The organism is Rossellomorea sp. NPDC071047, assembly GCF_050270195.1.
Taxonomy (GTDB): Bacteria; Bacillota; Bacilli; order Bacillales; family Bacillaceae_B; genus Rossellomorea.
Genome location: NZ_JBNNJT010000007.1, coordinates 41,148 through 57,065, shown reverse-complemented (window position 1 = coordinate 57,065; position 15,918 = coordinate 41,148). Strand labels below are relative to the sequence as shown.

The window sequence follows — 15,918 nt, the reverse complement described above, 5'->3', positions numbered from 1 at the left end:
AGAACCTGCGTATTAACAGTGTGATAAAGGAGGAGCTACAGTGAGTGACGTATTATCAAACCAACATTTGACGGAAGAAGAGCGTATGACTCAATTTATGAAAAAGATTGAAAAGGATGAAAAGATTGAAGCGGATGATTGGATGCCTGATGAGTATCGGAATGCACTGATCAAGCTGATATCCATGCATGGGATCAGTGAAATCATGGGGGCACTTCCCGAGAAGGAGTGGGTACCGAAAGCACCCACACTAAGAAGGAAGCTTGGAATCATGGCGAAGGTTCAGGACGAGATGGGCCATGGGCAGCTTTTGCTTCGTGTAGCGGAAGATTTAATGAAGCCTTACGGGAAGACACGTGAGCACATTATGAGAGATTTGTTTTCAGGAGATTTAAAGTTTCATAACGTCTTTCACATGGAGGCACCTACCTGGGGAGACGCTGGATTGATCGGCTGGCTTGTGGACGGGGCGGCGATTATCACACAGACGAATATGCTCCATGCTTCGTACGGTCCATATGCCCGCGCATTGAAACGGATTTGTGCGGAAGAAGTGTTCCACGCACAGCATGGTGAAGCTATCATCATGGCTCTGGCAGAAGGAACTCCCGATCAAAGGGCATTAGTTCAGGATGCAGTTGACCGCTGGTGGGAATCACTTCTTATGTTCTTTGGACCGGGTGATGCGAAAACGACAGGTTCCTCTAAACAGGACATCACCATTAAATACAACATCCGGACGAAAACAAATGAACAGCTGAGACAGGACTTTTTCACGAAATATGTTCCAAGGATGCTGTCGTTAGGACTGACTCTTCCTGATGAGACGATGTACTTTGATGAAGAAAAGGATTTATGGATCTATAAGCAGCCCGACTGGAACCGCTTTAAGGAAATCATTCGGAACAAAGGTCCGAAATCAAAGGATCGCCTTCGTTTAAGAGAGTTATCCTACGACAATAATGCGTGGGTTCGCGAAGCATTAAGCCCTAGTGACCAAGTAAGCTAGAAAGGGATGAGTTGGATGTCTGACAAGGGGCAGAACTTTTATCAGGAATTTGAAGTGTTTAGTAAGAGGACGGACGGGGCGCAGATGCAGCATCAGTTCAGTCTGTTAGCACCCAACCATGAGCTTGCCATGGTGATGGCTCAAGAGAATTTCATGAGAAGAGAGCCGGTCTCGGATATATGGGTTGTGAAGCGGTCCGACGTGCGGATGATGACACCCGAGGAAAGAGAGAGTGTCGGGCGTCTCGATAATAAAGATTACCGGAACGCCAAAGGCTACGGTTATCTGAAGAAGAAGTGGAGACAGTACGAACAGGAAATGCTCGATGAGAAAGAAATCATGTCATGGGGAGAGTTGGTGAAGAAGAAATGAAAGTGAATAGTCCAAATGACATCCCGAACGCAGATTATAAAGAAGCGCTTCTGAGTCTGCTATATCAACTTGCTGACGATGATTTCATCCTTGCGTATCGCGGTTCTGAATGGCTGGGACTCGCTCCTCATATTGAAGAGGATGTCGCGTTTTCATCCATTAATCAAGATACGATGGGGCATGCCACAATGTTCTATCAGCTCCTTGAAGAGTTAGGGGAAGGGGATCAGGACCATTTGGCACATGGAAGGAAGGCTGCAGAACGAAGAAATGCCATCTTACTGGAAGAAGTGAATGGACCCGGGCACTACCTGCAAGAACCCCGCTACGACTGGGCCTTTGCCGTTGTAAGACATTATTTCTACAGCGTCGCCAAAAAGGTACGAATTGACTCATTAAAGAACTCCTCCTATGAGCCACTTGCCGAAATGGCGATCAAAATCAACACAGAATTATACTATCACCTGCTGCACTGGAAGACCTGGTTCATTCAATTAATGAATGCAGGAGGAGAAGCAAGGGAGCGAATGAATAAGGCGATTGAACGAGTATTGGAGGAATTCCAGGGAGTCCTGACCCTGGGGCCAAGGGGTAAAGAAATGTCTCTTATGGCTCTGATCGAAGGAGAAGAAAGCTTAACGAAACGATGGGAGCTGGCCCTTCAACCGGTCTTCCAATCTATTCAACTATCCTTCCCTCCAAAAGTAAGCATGAAAAAGGGGAATGGACGGTTAGGTGAGCACACTTCTGAACTGGGTACGGCACTTTCCACATTAAGCGAAGTCTATAACACAAATCCCGCAGCAAGCTGGTAAAGGATGAATGAATATGACTGCAACCGTTTTAGAAGTTCTTCAAACAGTGAAAGACCCTGAAATTGATTCCATCAGCATTGTGGATCTTGGAATGGTCAAACGCATACATCACCACGAGGATACTCTGATGATTGAGCTCCTCCCAACCTTTGTAGGTTGCCCTGCGTTGGAATTTATTAAAGGGAATGTGGAGAAGGCGTGTCGGAACCAGCTTGGAATTCAATCCATACAGGTTCAATTCGTTTATTCTCCTCCCTGGACTTCCGACCGGTTAACCGAAAATGGACGGGAAAGACTGAAAGAATTCGGGATCGCCCCCCCGCCTGAACAATTCACCGGGGAAGAAGATTGGGAGATTCACTGCCCGTATTGCGATTCCCCTTATACTTCAATGGAGAATCTGTTCGGTCCCACTGCATGCAGAAGCATTCTATACTGCAAGCAATGCCGCAACCCGTTCGAAGCCATGAAACCAATATCGACAATGATGTGAAGTATCTATAAAACTACCCAAAATCAAAGGAGAGATTCCACTATGGTAAAACTAATCGCATTGTATAAGCACCCTGAAAACAAAGAGAAATTTGATGAGCATTACTTCAATACCCACGCTCCGATCACGGCGAAAATTCCAGGTCTTAAAAAGATGGATGTAACGAAAATCGTCGGTTCACCTATGGGTGGAGAAGGCAAATACTACTTAATGTGCGAAATGTATTATGACAATCATGAAGCGATGAAAGCGGCCATGAAATCCGATGAAGGAAAAGCCTCCGGTAAGGATCTTATGGGCTTCGCCGCAGAGTTAGTCACTCTTATGATCGGTGAAGAAGTGAATGAGTAAAAAGTACGAATATATCGTAGTGAGCGAGAGGGAAGGACTCGGTTTTATTGAATTAAATAGACCTAACGTTCTGAACGCCATCAATCGTCCTATGGTATCGGAGTTAGTCAATGCTTTCGAGGCATTGGACCGGAACGACAGTGTGAAAGCAATTGTTTTATCCGGCAGGGGCAGAGCCTTTGCCGCTGGAGCAGACATTGATGAAATGGCAGAGGACGGAGCCATAGATTTAGAACTCTTGAATCAATTTACCGAATGGGACCGTTTGGCCTGGATTAAAAAGCCGATCATCGGAGCGGTCCAGGGGTTTGCATTAGGAGGCGGGTTTGAGTTAGCTCTTTGCTGCGACATTTTATTCGCTTCTGAGGATGCAAGCTTCGGATTCCCTGAAGTGAATCTTGGGGTCATGCCTGGAGCAGGCGGGACACAGAGGCTCACCAAGCTGATAGGGAAATCAAGAGCGATGGAATGGCTGTTATCGGGAGACATGTTTACAGCCACGCAAGCTCTCGAGTGGGGAGTCATTAACCGGGCGATTCCGAAAGAGTTATTAATAGAAGAAACCGAGAAGTTTGCGAAGAAATTAGCTGCAAAGCCACCTCTATCCGTGAGGTTGATTAAAGAGTCTGTTCATAAAGCCGTAGATTCTTCGATATATGAAGGAATGCAATATGAACGTAAGAACTTCTATCTTCTTTTTGCCTCAGAAGATCAGAAAGAAGGAATGAAGGCTTTCGTGGAAAAACGGAAACCGAATTTTAAAGGGAAATAAGGAGGCTGCCGCATGTTTGAAACGATTAAATATGAAGTGAAAAATAACGTAGCCTGGATTACCTTGAACCGCCCGGATAAGCTCAATGCTTTCATCCGTCAACTCAATCTGGAAATCCAGAAGGCAGTCAAGGACTCTTCACGGAATGAAGAAGTTAGAGCCATCGTGATAACAGGTGAAGGCAGGGCATTTTGCTCGGGACAGGATCTAAGTGAAGTGGATGAATCCATGGATCACGGTGAAGTGCTGCGCCATAACTACGGACCGATGGTGAAAGAAATCGAGCAGTGTGAAAAGCCAGTCATTGCAGCCGTGAATGGAGTGGCGGCCGGAGCGGGCTTCAGCCTGGCCCTGGCATGTGATTTCAGGCTGGTGTCTGAGAAAGCGAGCTTTGTGCAAGCATTTGTGCATGTCGGTTTAGTCCCCGATTCAGGAAATCTTTATTATTTATCAAAGATTGTCGGCTATGCAAAAGCGCTGGAACTGGCGGTGTTTGGAGAGAAGATTAAGGCGATCGATGCAGAAAAGCTGGGTCTTGTCACGAAAATCATATCACTTGAAGAGTGGCAGGAAGAGACATCCCGATTTGCCGAGAGAATCGCCTCCATGCCAACGAAAGCAATCGGCTTGATGAAGCGTTTATTAAAGGGCAGCGCTGATCTATCCTTCAACGAATACTTAGAAAAAGAAGCCTGCGCCCAGCGGATCGCAGGCAAGACACAAGATCATCGCGAAGGTGTGACAGCCTTTATGGAAAAAAGAAGACCAGCCTTTCACGGAAAATAATTCAATCAAAAAGGAGATGGAGTTATGTCTACAGTAAAAGAACAAAGCTTTGAAGTCCTTGAAATGAAAAGAGAACATTATTCATTGGTGATCAACGGTCAACGTATGGAAAGCGGTTCAGGTGAAACCTTTACGACATACAATCCAGCAACAGGTGAAGCGATTGCCACCGTTTCACTTGCATCTGTGGAAGATGCTGAAAAAGCGGTTGAAGCAGCACGAAACGCGTTTGACTACGGTAAGTGGAAGAAGTTCCCGATCAATAAGCGTTCCCGCGTGCTCAATAAAATTGCAGGTATTATGAGATCACGTTTTAATGAACTTGTTTCCCTTGAGATCATGGATAGCGGAAAATCACTATCCGCCGCACAAGGTCAAGTGATGCAAGCGATCGAAGACCTTGAATTCTATGCAGGAGCGATTGTGGGCCATCGTGGAACGGTCAATAATGTACCAGGTCAATTCATGAATGTTGCAGAGAAAGAACCGGTCGGTGTATGTGCTCAGATCATTCCGTGGAATTATCCATTGATGATGGCAGCATGGAAAATTGCGCCTGCTATTGCGTCAGGCTGTTCGGTTGTCGTGAAACCAGCTACTCTTACACCATTAACAGCGATTGTCTTGGGTGAGATCTGTATCGAAGCCGGCGTTCCTGAAGGTGTGGTCAACATCATCCCGGGTGCAGGTTCTTCTGTCGGTAATTACTTAGTTGAGCATGAAAAGGTTGATAAAGTAGCCTTCACAGGTTCCACTCCCATCGGTAAAAATATCATGGAAAAGGCGTCTCAAACCTTAAAGAGAGTCACTCTTGAGTTAGGTGGGAAGTCACCAAACATCGTATTTGAAGATGCAGATGTCGATGCAGCGGTGGATGGTTCCCTGTTCGGAATCTTCTATAATACAGGTCAGTCCTGTGAAGCACGCTCCAGACTGTATGTACATGAAGATATCTACGATGAGTTCATGGAAAAATTCGTTGAGAAGACGAAGAAGCTGAAACTGGCCGACCCCCACGATAAAGGAACTCATATCGGGGCGATCATCAATCAGGATCAGCTAGATACGATCGACGGCTATGTTCAATCAGCCAAAGAAGAAGGGGCAACGATCTTAGTCGGGGGAAGTACTGCGAAGGTTGAAGGCTTTGAAAAGGGCTATTGGTATGAGCCGACCATCATTACAGATGTGAATCACGACATGAAGGTTGTAAAAGAAGAAATCTTCGGGCCAGTTGTAGTGGTAATGAAATTCAAAGATGAAAAAGAAGCGATCAAAATGGCCAATGATAGTGAATATGGTCTCGGTTCAGCGGTATGGACTCAGAACCATGGGCGTGCGACAAGAGTATCGAAAGCGATCCAAGCCGGAATCGTGATGGTGAACTGTCCGTTCTCCGCATTCCCTGGTACTCCATTCGGCGGCTACAAGCAGTCCGGATTCGGCCGTGAGCTTTGCATTGAAACGCTCGATCTTTACACAGAAACAAAGAGTATCATTTCGTACTTCGGAAACCGTCCGTTAAACCCATTTGGTTTGTAAGAAGAAATAAATAAGCAGGGGGTTGTCCTATCAGGGTCAACCCCTTATTGCAAGAAAGGGGAAAGCAAACATGACGCAGCATATCGTTGTAGTCGGTTCCGGAGTAATGGGTAGAGGGATTGCTTATGTAAGTGCAGTTGGAGGCTTCCGGACCACACTGGTTGATATTAAACAAGAGCAGTTGGATCATGCCAGGAATGAGATTCAGTTCATTTTTCAAAAAGGAATGGAAAGGAATAAGCTCACTCAGCAGAAGTACGTAGAAGCAAAAGAGCTTATGAGCTATTCAACGAATCTTTCGATTGCCGTACGGGATGCCGATGTGGTCATCGAAGCCGTTCCGGAAAAGACAGACATCAAGCGTGGCGTATTTGAAGTGCTGGACGCGCATGCCCCGGAGTATTGCTATCTGGCAACGAATACCTCCACCATGAGCCCGACTGAAATCGGATCCTTTACAAAACGGCCTGACAAAGTCATTGCCATGCACTTTTTCAACCCTGTACATAAAATGCCACTCGTTGAAATCGTGAAGGGATTGGAAACAAGTGATGAAACGGCGGAGGTCATCCAGCAAGTAGCCCGACTGATGGGGAAAGAAACGGTGGTCATCAACGAATTTCCTGGTTTTGTCACAAGCAGAATCTCTGCCCTCGTTGGGAATGAAGCCTTTTACATGCTCCAGGAAGGACTCGGTTCTCCTGAAGAAATCGATAAAGCGATCAAGCTCGGATTAAATTATCCAATGGGGCCGTTTGAACTTGGAGATTTAGTCGGACTGGATACACGATTGAATAATCTTAAGTACCTTCATGAAAAGCTTGGTGAAAAGTATCGTCCAGCCCCTCTTTTAGAGAAATATGTCAAGGCAGGACGTCTTGGTCGAAAAACGGGTAAGGGTGTTTATGATTACTCTGAAACAAAGGAAAAGGAGCATCAGTCATGAAAGAGGTTGTCATTGTCGATGCCGTCCGTACCCCGATTGGGAAATATAAAGGCTCTTTAAAAGAAGTGCGCCCTGATGATTTGGGTGCACTTGTCATTAAAGCACTCGTTGAACGGAATCCCCTCGTCCCGGTGGCTATGATTGAAGAGGTGGTACTTGGAAATGCAAACGGTGCCGGGGAAGACAACCGAAATGTAGCCCGAATGTCGACACTCCTTGCAGGTCTCCCTGTTGAAGTCGGTGCCACCACCATCAACCGTTTATGCGGTTCCGGACTGGACGCTGTGAACTATGCGGCTAGAGCCATTTTGGCTAATGAAGGGGATGTCTTCATTGCAGGCGGGACTGAAAGTATGACGCGTGCTCCTTACGTCATGGCAAAGCCTTCAAAGGATTTCCCAAGAGGCAATATGGAAATGTTCGATACGACGATCGGATGGCGCTTCGTTAATTCCCGTCTGAAAGAAAAATTCGGGACCGATTCAATGCCGGAAACTGCCGAAAACGTGGCGAAACAGTTCGGCATTTCGAGGGAAGAACAAGATCACTTTGCTTACTGGAGCCAAATGAAAGCGAAACGTGCCATGGATGAAGAACGGTTTAAAGCGGAAATCGTGCCCGTTGAGTTACGTGACAGAAAAGGGAATCTTTCAACGTTTCAGTTCGATGAGCACCCGAGACCCGATACCAATAGTGACAAACTGCAGAAGCTTAAGCCTTTATTCCAAGGCGGAACGGTGACGGCAGGGAATGCATCAGGAGTCAATGACGGTGCCTCTGCTCTGTTATTGATGAGCAGGGAGAAAGCAGAAGAATTAGGTGTTACTCCGCTGGCCCGCTACATGACATCGGCCACTTCAGGTCTTGAACCATCCGTAATGGGTCTGGGACCGATCTATGCCACTCAGAAGGTACTGAAACGGTCGGGTCTTGCCCTTGACCAAATCGGCTTGGTGGAGCTTAATGAAGCATTCGCTGCACAATCCATTGCCTGCATCCGTGAGCTGGGGTTGAATGAAGAGATCGTCAATGTCAATGGAGGAGCGATTGCATTCGGTCATCCACTTGGAGCAAGTGGAGCACGCATCCTTACCACCCTTCTGTATGAAATGAAAAAGAGAAAGGTACGGTACGGCTTATCTACCATGTGTATCGGTGTCGGCCAGGGTATTGCGACTTTAGTAGAGAATATTGAACCTTAATAGCTTGAGTCCTGTATGTGCAGGGCTCTTTTTGTGATTAGGATTTATTCTTTTTAGAAAGGATAGAAGTGAGGTGAGTGAGATGGAATTTGAAATCATGACAAAAGAAAGCGAGATTCCTTGTCTCGTAGTCGCAGATGAGGATAACGGAAGGTATTTAATAAGGAAAGCAGATACGAGCGGGGAAGTGTTTAACAGCCAGGAAGAGCTCGTGAGATGGATCGAAGCGAATTGGTCGAAGGAACAGGTTGTCAATTCATATGAATTTGTGAAGATGCTGGAGATGTTGAGGGTGTATCATTGAGGGTCAGGCTCTGTAAGTGAGCCTGATTTTTTTGTGCCTGAAATACATACAAACTGAAAAATCATGAATATTCATTTATTTTCATAGAAAGTTTATGATAATATATAAATCAAACGTAAATTAAACGTCATAAACAAACGGAATATATTTAAAGGAGAGGCACCGATGAATACAAGATCAATGATCTTTACACTATATGGGGATTACATACGACACTATGGCAATAAGATATGGATCGGCAGTTTGATACGTCTTCTGAATGAATTCGGTCACAACGATCAAGCTGTCCGTGCAGCCATTTCAAGAATGAATAAGCAAGGCTGGGTACAGGCAGAGAAGCAAGGGAACAAAAGCTACTACTCCCTCACAGAACGCGGTGTGATCCGAATGGAGGAAGCGGCAAACAGGATCTTCAAGCTGAAGCCTGAACAATGGGACGGGAAATGGAGAATCCTGATGTACTCGATTCCGGAAGAGATTAGAAGCATCCGTGATGAATTGAGGAAAGAACTGGTTTGGAGCGGTTTTGGAACCCTTTCTACAAGCACGTGGATCTCTCCTAACAATCTTGAAAAGCAAGTCCAATCCCTGATTGGGAAATACGAGATCAAAGAATATGTCGATTTCTTCATTGCCGAATATGAAGGCCCCAATGAGAACCAGCGTTTGATCGAAAAAAGCTGGGATCTCAAAGAAATCAATGACCGCTATCAGGAATTCATTTCTCACTACAGCCAGAAGTACATGATCGATAAAAGTAAAATCGGAAAAGGACAAATGAGCGACGCTGAATGCTTCGTTGAAAGAACCAAGCTCGTCCATGAGTATCGCAAATTCCTTTTTGTCGATCCGGGCCTGCCGGAAGAACTGCTGCCTGAAAAATGGCTCGGGGCACATGCAGCCTCCCTGTTTGGAGAATACTACAAAGAACTCGCAGAACCGGCGTCCCGATTCTTCGAAAGTGTCTTTGAAGACGGCAACGAACTCAAAAACAAAGACCTGAGCTATAACGTCATGACCCATCCATTATTATTAGAATGATAAAAACCACTTGCCTGTTGGGTAAGTGGTTTTTTTGAGGGACGGACCTCTATTTTTTCAGAAGATAAGAAATACCTAATAATGATGCCCCGGTAATGAAAGAAGCATACCACGGAAAATGCAACGATGGACCAAGGTCAGGCAGGAAGTAAGTAGCGCAAATTATGATGCCCATTGATACCATACCCATTGTACCTGCCTTGATGGAATCTTTCACAGGAGTTTGTTTCTCCTTGAATAAAGAATGTTTAATGATCGAGAAAATGATTTTTACCCCAATCAAACTGGAAATGAAGATGATAAGTACTAATATGCCGGAAGTGACAGGATATACTTCACTGCTTATATCTTTAAACATCGGCCCAATCAATAATAAGAGTCCTCGAAACAACAAGAAGTATCCCAATAAATTAAGAGCTAAAGATGATACGAATGTAACGACATTCCTCTTCTTCTCTGTAGGAAGCTGTTCAATGATATCATCGGCGTAAGCCTTAGGATCATCCCCTAAAATCATTCTGGCTGTTTTTCCTTCACGCTGCCCATCAATGATATGATCCAGGATTTCCATTAATATCTCCTCGGTCTGCTGCTCAGATAATGAAAGTTGTAGACGCATGTATATCAAAAAATCTGAATAATACTTTTCGTTCTCTTCCGACAATCCTGTGCGTTTCTGATTGTTCAATTCAATTAGCTGCTTTGCTTCAATCATCATGATTCCCCCTTTTTAATAGTGTTGTGACGGGTGATACGATTTGTTCCCATTCCCTTGATATATCAGAGAGTGCTGAATGTCCTTCTTCAGTTAAATAATAGTATTTTCGGTTAGGACCTGATTCAGAAGGCTGCATTTCCCCGCGGATCAGATTATTTTTCTGAAGTCGTAACAAAACTGGATAAATGGTCCCTTCGCTCACATTCTGTAAACCGGAAGACTGCAGTTTTTTGGAAAGTTCATATCCGTAGACCGGCTCTTTTTCAATCACAGAAAGGACGCAACCATCTAATATACCCTTTAATAGCTGACTACGGATAGACATATAGTGTCCTCCTTTTATGATATATTGCATAACAAGGTACTGATGTAAAACAAAACTACCTTGCTTTACAAAGTAGTTAATTTCAGAATATGTGTTTTGGAATGAAATGTCAATAATTAATTCAAATTGTTGGAAATAATTTTCGGTACTTGTCATACAATTCCCAAAAGTATAACATTAATTTAACGAAGGGGGATTATAATGAATAACCTAACGAACGTATTACATATAAAATATCCAATCATTCAAGGCGGCATGGGGAACATCAGCAATGCTGCCTTGACGGCGGCAATCTCGGAGGCCGGGGCGCTCGGTACAATCGGAGTCGGCACCATGGGCGTGAAGGAAGTGGAAGGGATCATCGTGGAAACGAAAAAAAGAACCAGAAAGCCTTTCGCTCTAAACATTCCAATCTCCATCACTCCTCACTTGAAAGAGATGATCCGCTTAGTGGTGACACATGGATTACCGGTCGTTTCCTTATCAGCAGGAAATCCTGCCCCGTTCATACCCTATTTTCATGAACATAACGTGAAGGTGATCTGTGTCGTGGCTTCGAAAAAGCAAGGAAAGAAAGCGGAATACGCCGGGGCAGATGTAATCGTGGCAGAAGGCTATGAGGCTGCAGGGATCAACTCCAATCTCGAAACGACAACGCTTGCCCTTATTCCACAACTCGTCGATACCGTGGACATTCCTGTGGTCGCAGCAGGAGGAATCGGTGATGGGAGGGGACTCGCTTCCATGCTTGCCCTTGGTGCCAGTGGTGTGCAAATGGGTACACGGTTCATCGCTACACAGGAAGCTCCTTTTCATGAAAACTATAAAACGACTCTAGTGGAAGCAAAAGATGATAGCACCGTCATCGTCGGTCGTTCTGTTGGTAAAGTTAGAAGGATCATGAAAACGCCTTATGCTGCGCAATTGATTCAAAAAGAACAAGAGGGGGTCGCTTTTGAAGAGTTCAGTCAAATGACCTCAGAAGATTATCATCGTGTTGGAGCACTTGAAGGGAAGATGGATCAAGGATTTATCAACGGTGGTCAGGTGTCCGGTCTAGTTTCGGATGTCCCGACGGTGAAGGAATTGGTTGAGAGAATGATGAACGATGCCCAGGGGATTTTCAGTAAGCTATCAGGTAGTGGTGTGGAATCTTAATAGATTGTTGTAACGAGGCGCTTTTCCTTGATTGGGGAAGTGCCTTTTTTTGATGTGTTCATAATTTGGCACAGGTTTAGATAAAAGTAGCACAACAAAATGCTAAAGTGGCTCAAGTTTAGTAGATTCCGGCACAACAATTGAGAGATTCGAAAAAGAATACTATAGTACGAAACCATTAATTAAGCTGAATTTTCATAGATACCGTTATCAAAGTGCCCATTTAACGATTTGTTACAGCATTCCCCTCAATCGCCAAGTCCCAATCTCCATCAAATATTTTAATAACGGTACTCCTCATCACGTTCACCAACCCCATAACAAAAATATTTTCCCGTAATCCCTCTAGAAATCATCACCAATACCGTCTATACTAGTATTAATTTTTAAATTTTCGGAATATTATTGACTATTTTGTGACAGGAGTGATAATATAACGTTGTATTTACGTTGGTGTTCATTTTTATCATACTTGGATTTGCTAGTCTATCAGACTACTGATCATATATCAGGAAGAGAAAAAGGGGGATTTCTGTGAAGAAGAAGAGTTTATTACTTGTTGTCATCTCTATGATGCTGGGAATGCTGTTTTTAGCGGGCTGTGGTAGTGATACAAGCTCAGGTGGAGAAGATGGTGAAAAACAATATGTGATCGGGGTAACCCAGATTGTGGAACATCCGTCTTTAGATGCAGCATTTGAAGGTTTTAAGAAGGCTTTGGCTGAAAACGGTTTCGAAGAAGGCGAGAATGTAAAATATGATGTTCAAATCGCCCAAGGAGATCAAAGTAATTCACAAAGTGCTGCCAAGAACTTTGTTGGAGACGGTGTCGATCTTATCTTTGCTAACTCAACCCCAAGTGCACAACACGCATTGAATGCAACGAAAGAGATTCCAATCGTTTTTACTTCTGTTACTGACCCTATTGGTGCTGAATTGGTTAAGTCTTTTGAAGAGCCAGGTGAAAATATAACGGGAACGACCGATACTCATCCGGAAGCCATTTCAAAGACCATTCAATTTATCACGGATGAAATGAAAGCGAAGAAGATTGGGATTGTTTATAATTCCGGTGAACAAAATGCTGTCGTACAGGCAGCTGAAGTGAATAAGCTTGCTGAAGAAAAAGGCGTAGAGGTTGTAGAGGCTACCGTTTCAACATCGGCTGATGTTAAACAGGCGACTGAATCCCTGGTGGGGAGAGTCGATGCCATTTATATTCCAAAAGATAATACAGTCGTTTCAGCGTTGGAATCAGTCATCACTGTAGCGAATGAAAAGGATATCCCTCTGTTTGTGGGAGAACTGGATTCATTGGAAAAAGGTGCAATTGCAGCGAGTGGATTTAACTATGAGGATCTTGGTTATGAAACAGGATTGATGGCTGTGAAGATTTTAAAAGGAGAGAAGAAACCTTCTGAAATTCCTGTACAGGCTCCACAAAATTTCGAGTTGATGTTCAATAAGGCGGCAGCTGAAGAACAAGGAGTGGAAGTACAGGAAGCCTGGTCTGATCTCGGGAAATTTTTAGAAGAAAAATAGGAAGGGTTGATGATTCGTGCCAACAGCAATATTCGCATCCTTTGAATCTGGAATCATTTACGCTATTATGGCCCTCGGAGTCTACTTGTCCTTTCGGATATTGGATTTTCCTGATTTAACAGTCGACGGCAGCTTCGTTACGGGAGCCGCTGTCGCTGCCACCATGATTGTCAGTGGCGTAAATCCAGTCGTCGCAACCATTACAGCGATTGTCATCGGATTTGTTGCAGGATGTATAACGGGACTACTTCACACGTTTGGAAAAATCAATGCCCTATTATCAGGGATTCTCATGATGATCGCCCTGTATTCTATCAATCTCCGGATAATGGGACGGTCGAATGTACCCTTACTAAGTCAGGATACTGCTTTTACAGGGGTGGAAGGATTTTGGTCTCCTCTCGGGATCGATGCCGCACTCAATAAATTATGGATGGCAGTGGGGCTTGGTGAGCCTGTACCGGGTACGTGGAGCATTTTATTTATTATGGTCATCATCACACTTGTCATCAAGTTTTTAACAGACGGATTCTTGAAGACGGAAATCGGATTGGCATTACGGGCGACTGGGGATAATCAGCGAATGATCCGCAGTTTCTCTGCCAATACGAACCTGATGATTATTCTGGGTCTGGGAATATCGAATGGTATGGTTGCACTGTCAGGAGCATTGATTGCCCAGTATAGCCGATTTGCTGATGTAGGAATGGGGATCGGGATGATTATCATCGGACTTGCTTCGGTTATCATCGGGGAAGCATTGTTTGGAACCAAGACGATCGCCCGTACGACGCTCGCGGTCATTGGTGGGGCGATTATCTATCGATTAGTCGTATCCATGGCTCTTCGCGTCGATTTCCTGGAAACAGGGGATATGAAGCTTATCACAGCGACAATCGTGATTCTGGCCCTTGTCATGCCTAAAGTGATGGACCGTTACAAGGATAGGAAACGGAAGGCGCAGCGAATGGCAGAACGATTAGACAGAACTTCAATCACAGATGGAAAGGGTGAGAGCGGTGTTACAATTAAATAGGATCCACAAAGTATTTAATGAAGGAACACCCGATGAAAAAATCGCTCTTGATGACATTCAGCTCTCTTTAAAACCCGGGGATTTCGTCACTGTGATCGGAAGCAATGGAGCGGGGAAATCGACATTGATGAATATCGTTTCAGGTGTATTGCTGCCTGATGTGGGAAATGTTCTGATTGATGATCATGATGTTTCTAAAGTGTCCGAGTATAAAAGATCCAAGCTTATCGGTCGCGTATTCCAGGATCCAATGGCAGGTACTGCACCTACTATGACCATCGAAGAAAACCTGGCCATGGCGTATTCCAGAAATCGTACCCGCACCTTTAAAATGGGGGTGACCAAAAAACGGAAAGTGTTTTTTAAGGAAGTACTGGAAACGCTTCACCTTGGCTTAGAGAATCGATTGAATGCGAAGGTCGGGTTACTGTCAGGTGGGGAAAGACAGGCGCTATCCTTATTGATGGCCACATTCACCGAACCATCGATCTTATTGCTGGATGAACATACGGCAGCATTGGATCCTGCCAGGGCTGATCTGATTACGAACCTGACGAAAGAGATTGTAGAAAAGTATAACCTTACCACGTTGATGGTCACCCATAATATGCAGCAGGCGCTGGACCTTGGGAACCGGTTAATCATGATGGATAAAGGTCAGATTATACTAGAGGTAAATGAAGAAGAGAAAAAACACCTCACCGTCGAAGGACTCCTCCACGAATTTCAGCGAATCCGTGGAAGCAAACTCGCCAGCGACCGGGCACTTCTTTCCTAAGCTAATAAAAACAATGAACAACCTTCTACAAAAAGCAACGAACCTTGGTTCGTTGCTTTTTTGCGTTAAAGGAGTGAGGGACGGACCTCGGCGAAGCCGAAGGTCCGTCCCTCTGCATAACTTATATTAATATAATATTTTAAATTTTAACAATTTATTGACTATTTATAAAACAAAATGTTATTATATCGTTGAATTAACGTTATATAAAAATATATAATCTGTTGGTTTAAAGGGGGAAAGCAATGAAGTCTGGATTAGCAGAAGGACATACGGCCGTCGTCATGACAGAGGTAACCCCCAGCATGTATGCCCAGTTCGAAGGAGACGTGGTACACCCTGTGTATTCAACCGTCTCAATGGTTTACCACATGGAATGGGCATCAAGGAAGATCATTCTACCCTATTTGGAAGAGCATGAAGAGGGAATGGGAGCCAAGGTGAACGTCGAGCATATGGCTCCGGCGAAAAACGGTTCCTCTCTTGAAATTAAAGCGAGCGTAATTAAATATGAACGAAACATCATCGTGACCGAAGTGACTGTCAGAGATAAAGAGAATGACAGACTCATTGGGAAAGGTGAGGTCAAACAAGTCGTACTTCCTAAAGAGAAAATCAATGAAAGAATAAAAGAGAACTAAGTTTTGATCCAACTCATCAATAGCAGTGTAAAAGGAGGAAGCTTTAGTGTCTAACGTATTCACCAAAATGGAAGCGGTTACAAACAG

General features: G+C 44.5%; 19 protein-coding genes. 17 read left to right on the top strand and 2 right to left on the bottom strand.

What is annotated here, in order from left to right; genetic code table 11:
* Window positions 1–85: 85 nt before the first annotated feature.
* The 12 genes from paaA to paaX all read left to right on the top strand — a co-directional run bounded on the left by paaA (window position 86) and on the right by paaX (window position 9,633).
* On the top strand, window positions 86–1,009 hold the full coding sequence (gene paaA / locus ACQKFO_RS20630) for a 1,2-phenylacetyl-CoA epoxidase subunit PaaA (protein ID WP_427600782.1): 924 nt from the start codon (window positions 86–88) through the stop codon (window positions 1,007–1,009).
* Window positions 1,010–1,024: 15 nt separating this feature from the next.
* Window positions 1,025–1,381, top strand: a complete 357-nt coding sequence (gene paaB / locus ACQKFO_RS20625; RefSeq protein WP_113968566.1) for a 1,2-phenylacetyl-CoA epoxidase subunit PaaB — start codon at window positions 1,025–1,027, stop codon at window positions 1,379–1,381.
* Complete coding sequence (gene paaC / locus ACQKFO_RS20620) at window positions 1,354–2,196, top strand: 1,2-phenylacetyl-CoA epoxidase subunit PaaC (RefSeq protein WP_427600658.1); 843 nt, start codon at window positions 1,354–1,356, stop codon at window positions 2,194–2,196. Before paaB ends, paaC begins: the two co-directional genes overlap by 28 nt.
* 13 nt (window positions 2,197–2,209) lie before the next feature.
* On the top strand, window positions 2,210–2,689 hold the full coding sequence (gene paaD / locus ACQKFO_RS20615; RefSeq protein ID WP_427600657.1) for a 1,2-phenylacetyl-CoA epoxidase subunit PaaD: 480 nt from the start codon (window positions 2,210–2,212) through the stop codon (window positions 2,687–2,689).
* Between the two features lie 42 nt (window positions 2,690–2,731).
* The gene (locus ACQKFO_RS20610) at window positions 2,732–3,040 is read left to right on the top strand and encodes an EthD family reductase (protein ID WP_113968569.1); all 309 of its coding nucleotides are present in this window, start codon (window positions 2,732–2,734) and stop codon (window positions 3,038–3,040) included.
* Window positions 3,033–3,812, top strand: coding sequence for an enoyl-CoA hydratase/isomerase family protein (locus ACQKFO_RS20605; RefSeq protein WP_427600656.1), 780 nt, complete (start codon window positions 3,033–3,035; stop codon window positions 3,810–3,812). The genes ACQKFO_RS20610 and ACQKFO_RS20605 overlap by 8 nt, the downstream gene beginning before the upstream one ends.
* Before the next feature lie 12 nt (window positions 3,813–3,824).
* A complete protein-coding gene (locus tag ACQKFO_RS20600; protein ID WP_427600655.1) occupies window positions 3,825–4,598 on the top strand; it encodes an enoyl-CoA hydratase-related protein in 774 nt (257 codons plus the stop codon).
* Between the two features lie 24 nt (window positions 4,599–4,622).
* A complete protein-coding gene (locus tag ACQKFO_RS20595; RefSeq protein WP_427600654.1) occupies window positions 4,623–6,140 on the top strand; it encodes an aldehyde dehydrogenase family protein in 1,518 nt (505 codons plus the stop codon).
* A gap of 70 nt (window positions 6,141–6,210) precedes the next feature.
* Window positions 6,211–7,086, top strand: a complete 876-nt coding sequence (locus ACQKFO_RS20590; protein ID WP_427600653.1) for a 3-hydroxyacyl-CoA dehydrogenase — start codon at window positions 6,211–6,213, stop codon at window positions 7,084–7,086.
* A complete protein-coding gene (locus tag ACQKFO_RS20585; RefSeq protein ID WP_427600652.1) occupies window positions 7,083–8,288 on the top strand; it encodes a thiolase family protein in 1,206 nt (401 codons plus the stop codon). The genes ACQKFO_RS20590 and ACQKFO_RS20585 overlap by 4 nt, the downstream gene beginning before the upstream one ends.
* 82 nt (window positions 8,289–8,370) lie before the next feature.
* Complete coding sequence (locus tag ACQKFO_RS20580; RefSeq protein ID WP_427600651.1) at window positions 8,371–8,592, top strand: hypothetical protein; 222 nt, start codon at window positions 8,371–8,373, stop codon at window positions 8,590–8,592.
* A gap of 165 nt (window positions 8,593–8,757) precedes the next feature.
* On the top strand, window positions 8,758–9,633 hold the full coding sequence (paaX, locus tag ACQKFO_RS20575; protein WP_427600650.1) for a phenylacetic acid degradation operon negative regulatory protein PaaX: 876 nt from the start codon (window positions 8,758–8,760) through the stop codon (window positions 9,631–9,633).
* Window positions 9,634–9,682: 49 nt separating this feature from the next.
* On the opposite strand, the gene ACQKFO_RS20570 is transcribed toward paaX, so the two are convergent.
* Together ACQKFO_RS20570 and ACQKFO_RS20565 are read right to left on the bottom strand one after the other, a co-directional pair.
* Window positions 9,683–10,351 carry a DUF1129 family protein gene (locus tag ACQKFO_RS20570; RefSeq protein ID WP_427600649.1) on the bottom strand — a complete coding sequence of 223 codons (669 nt, stop codon included), beginning with the start codon at window positions 10,349–10,351 and terminating at the stop codon, window positions 9,683–9,685.
* Window positions 10,341–10,676 carry a PadR family transcriptional regulator gene (locus ACQKFO_RS20565; protein WP_427600648.1) on the bottom strand — a complete coding sequence of 112 codons (336 nt, stop codon included), beginning with the start codon at window positions 10,674–10,676 and terminating at the stop codon, window positions 10,341–10,343. The genes ACQKFO_RS20570 and ACQKFO_RS20565 overlap by 11 nt, the downstream gene beginning before the upstream one ends.
* A 201-nt stretch (window positions 10,677–10,877) precedes the next feature.
* On the opposite strand from ACQKFO_RS20565, the gene ACQKFO_RS20560 reads away from it, so the two are divergent.
* The 5 genes from ACQKFO_RS20560 to ACQKFO_RS20540 all read left to right on the top strand — a co-directional run bounded on the left by ACQKFO_RS20560 (window position 10,878) and on the right by ACQKFO_RS20540 (window position 15,831).
* Window positions 10,878–11,834, top strand: a complete 957-nt coding sequence (locus tag ACQKFO_RS20560; RefSeq protein ID WP_427600647.1) for an NAD(P)H-dependent flavin oxidoreductase — start codon at window positions 10,878–10,880, stop codon at window positions 11,832–11,834.
* Window positions 11,835–12,404: 570 nt separating this feature from the next.
* The gene (locus ACQKFO_RS20555; RefSeq protein ID WP_427600780.1) at window positions 12,405–13,376 is read left to right on the top strand and encodes an ABC transporter substrate-binding protein; all 972 of its coding nucleotides are present in this window, start codon (window positions 12,405–12,407) and stop codon (window positions 13,374–13,376) included.
* Between the two features lie 16 nt (window positions 13,377–13,392).
* Entirely contained in the window at window positions 13,393–14,412 is a 1,020-nt protein-coding gene (locus ACQKFO_RS20550) for an ABC transporter permease (protein WP_427600646.1), read from the top strand.
* Complete coding sequence (locus tag ACQKFO_RS20545) at window positions 14,396–15,190, top strand: ABC transporter ATP-binding protein (protein ID WP_148967287.1); 795 nt, start codon at window positions 14,396–14,398, stop codon at window positions 15,188–15,190. Before ACQKFO_RS20550 ends, ACQKFO_RS20545 begins: the two co-directional genes overlap by 17 nt.
* A gap of 245 nt (window positions 15,191–15,435) precedes the next feature.
* On the top strand, window positions 15,436–15,831 hold the full coding sequence (locus ACQKFO_RS20540) for a thioesterase family protein (RefSeq protein WP_427600645.1): 396 nt from the start codon (window positions 15,436–15,438) through the stop codon (window positions 15,829–15,831).
* The last annotated feature ends 87 nt before the right edge of the window (window positions 15,832–15,918 follow it).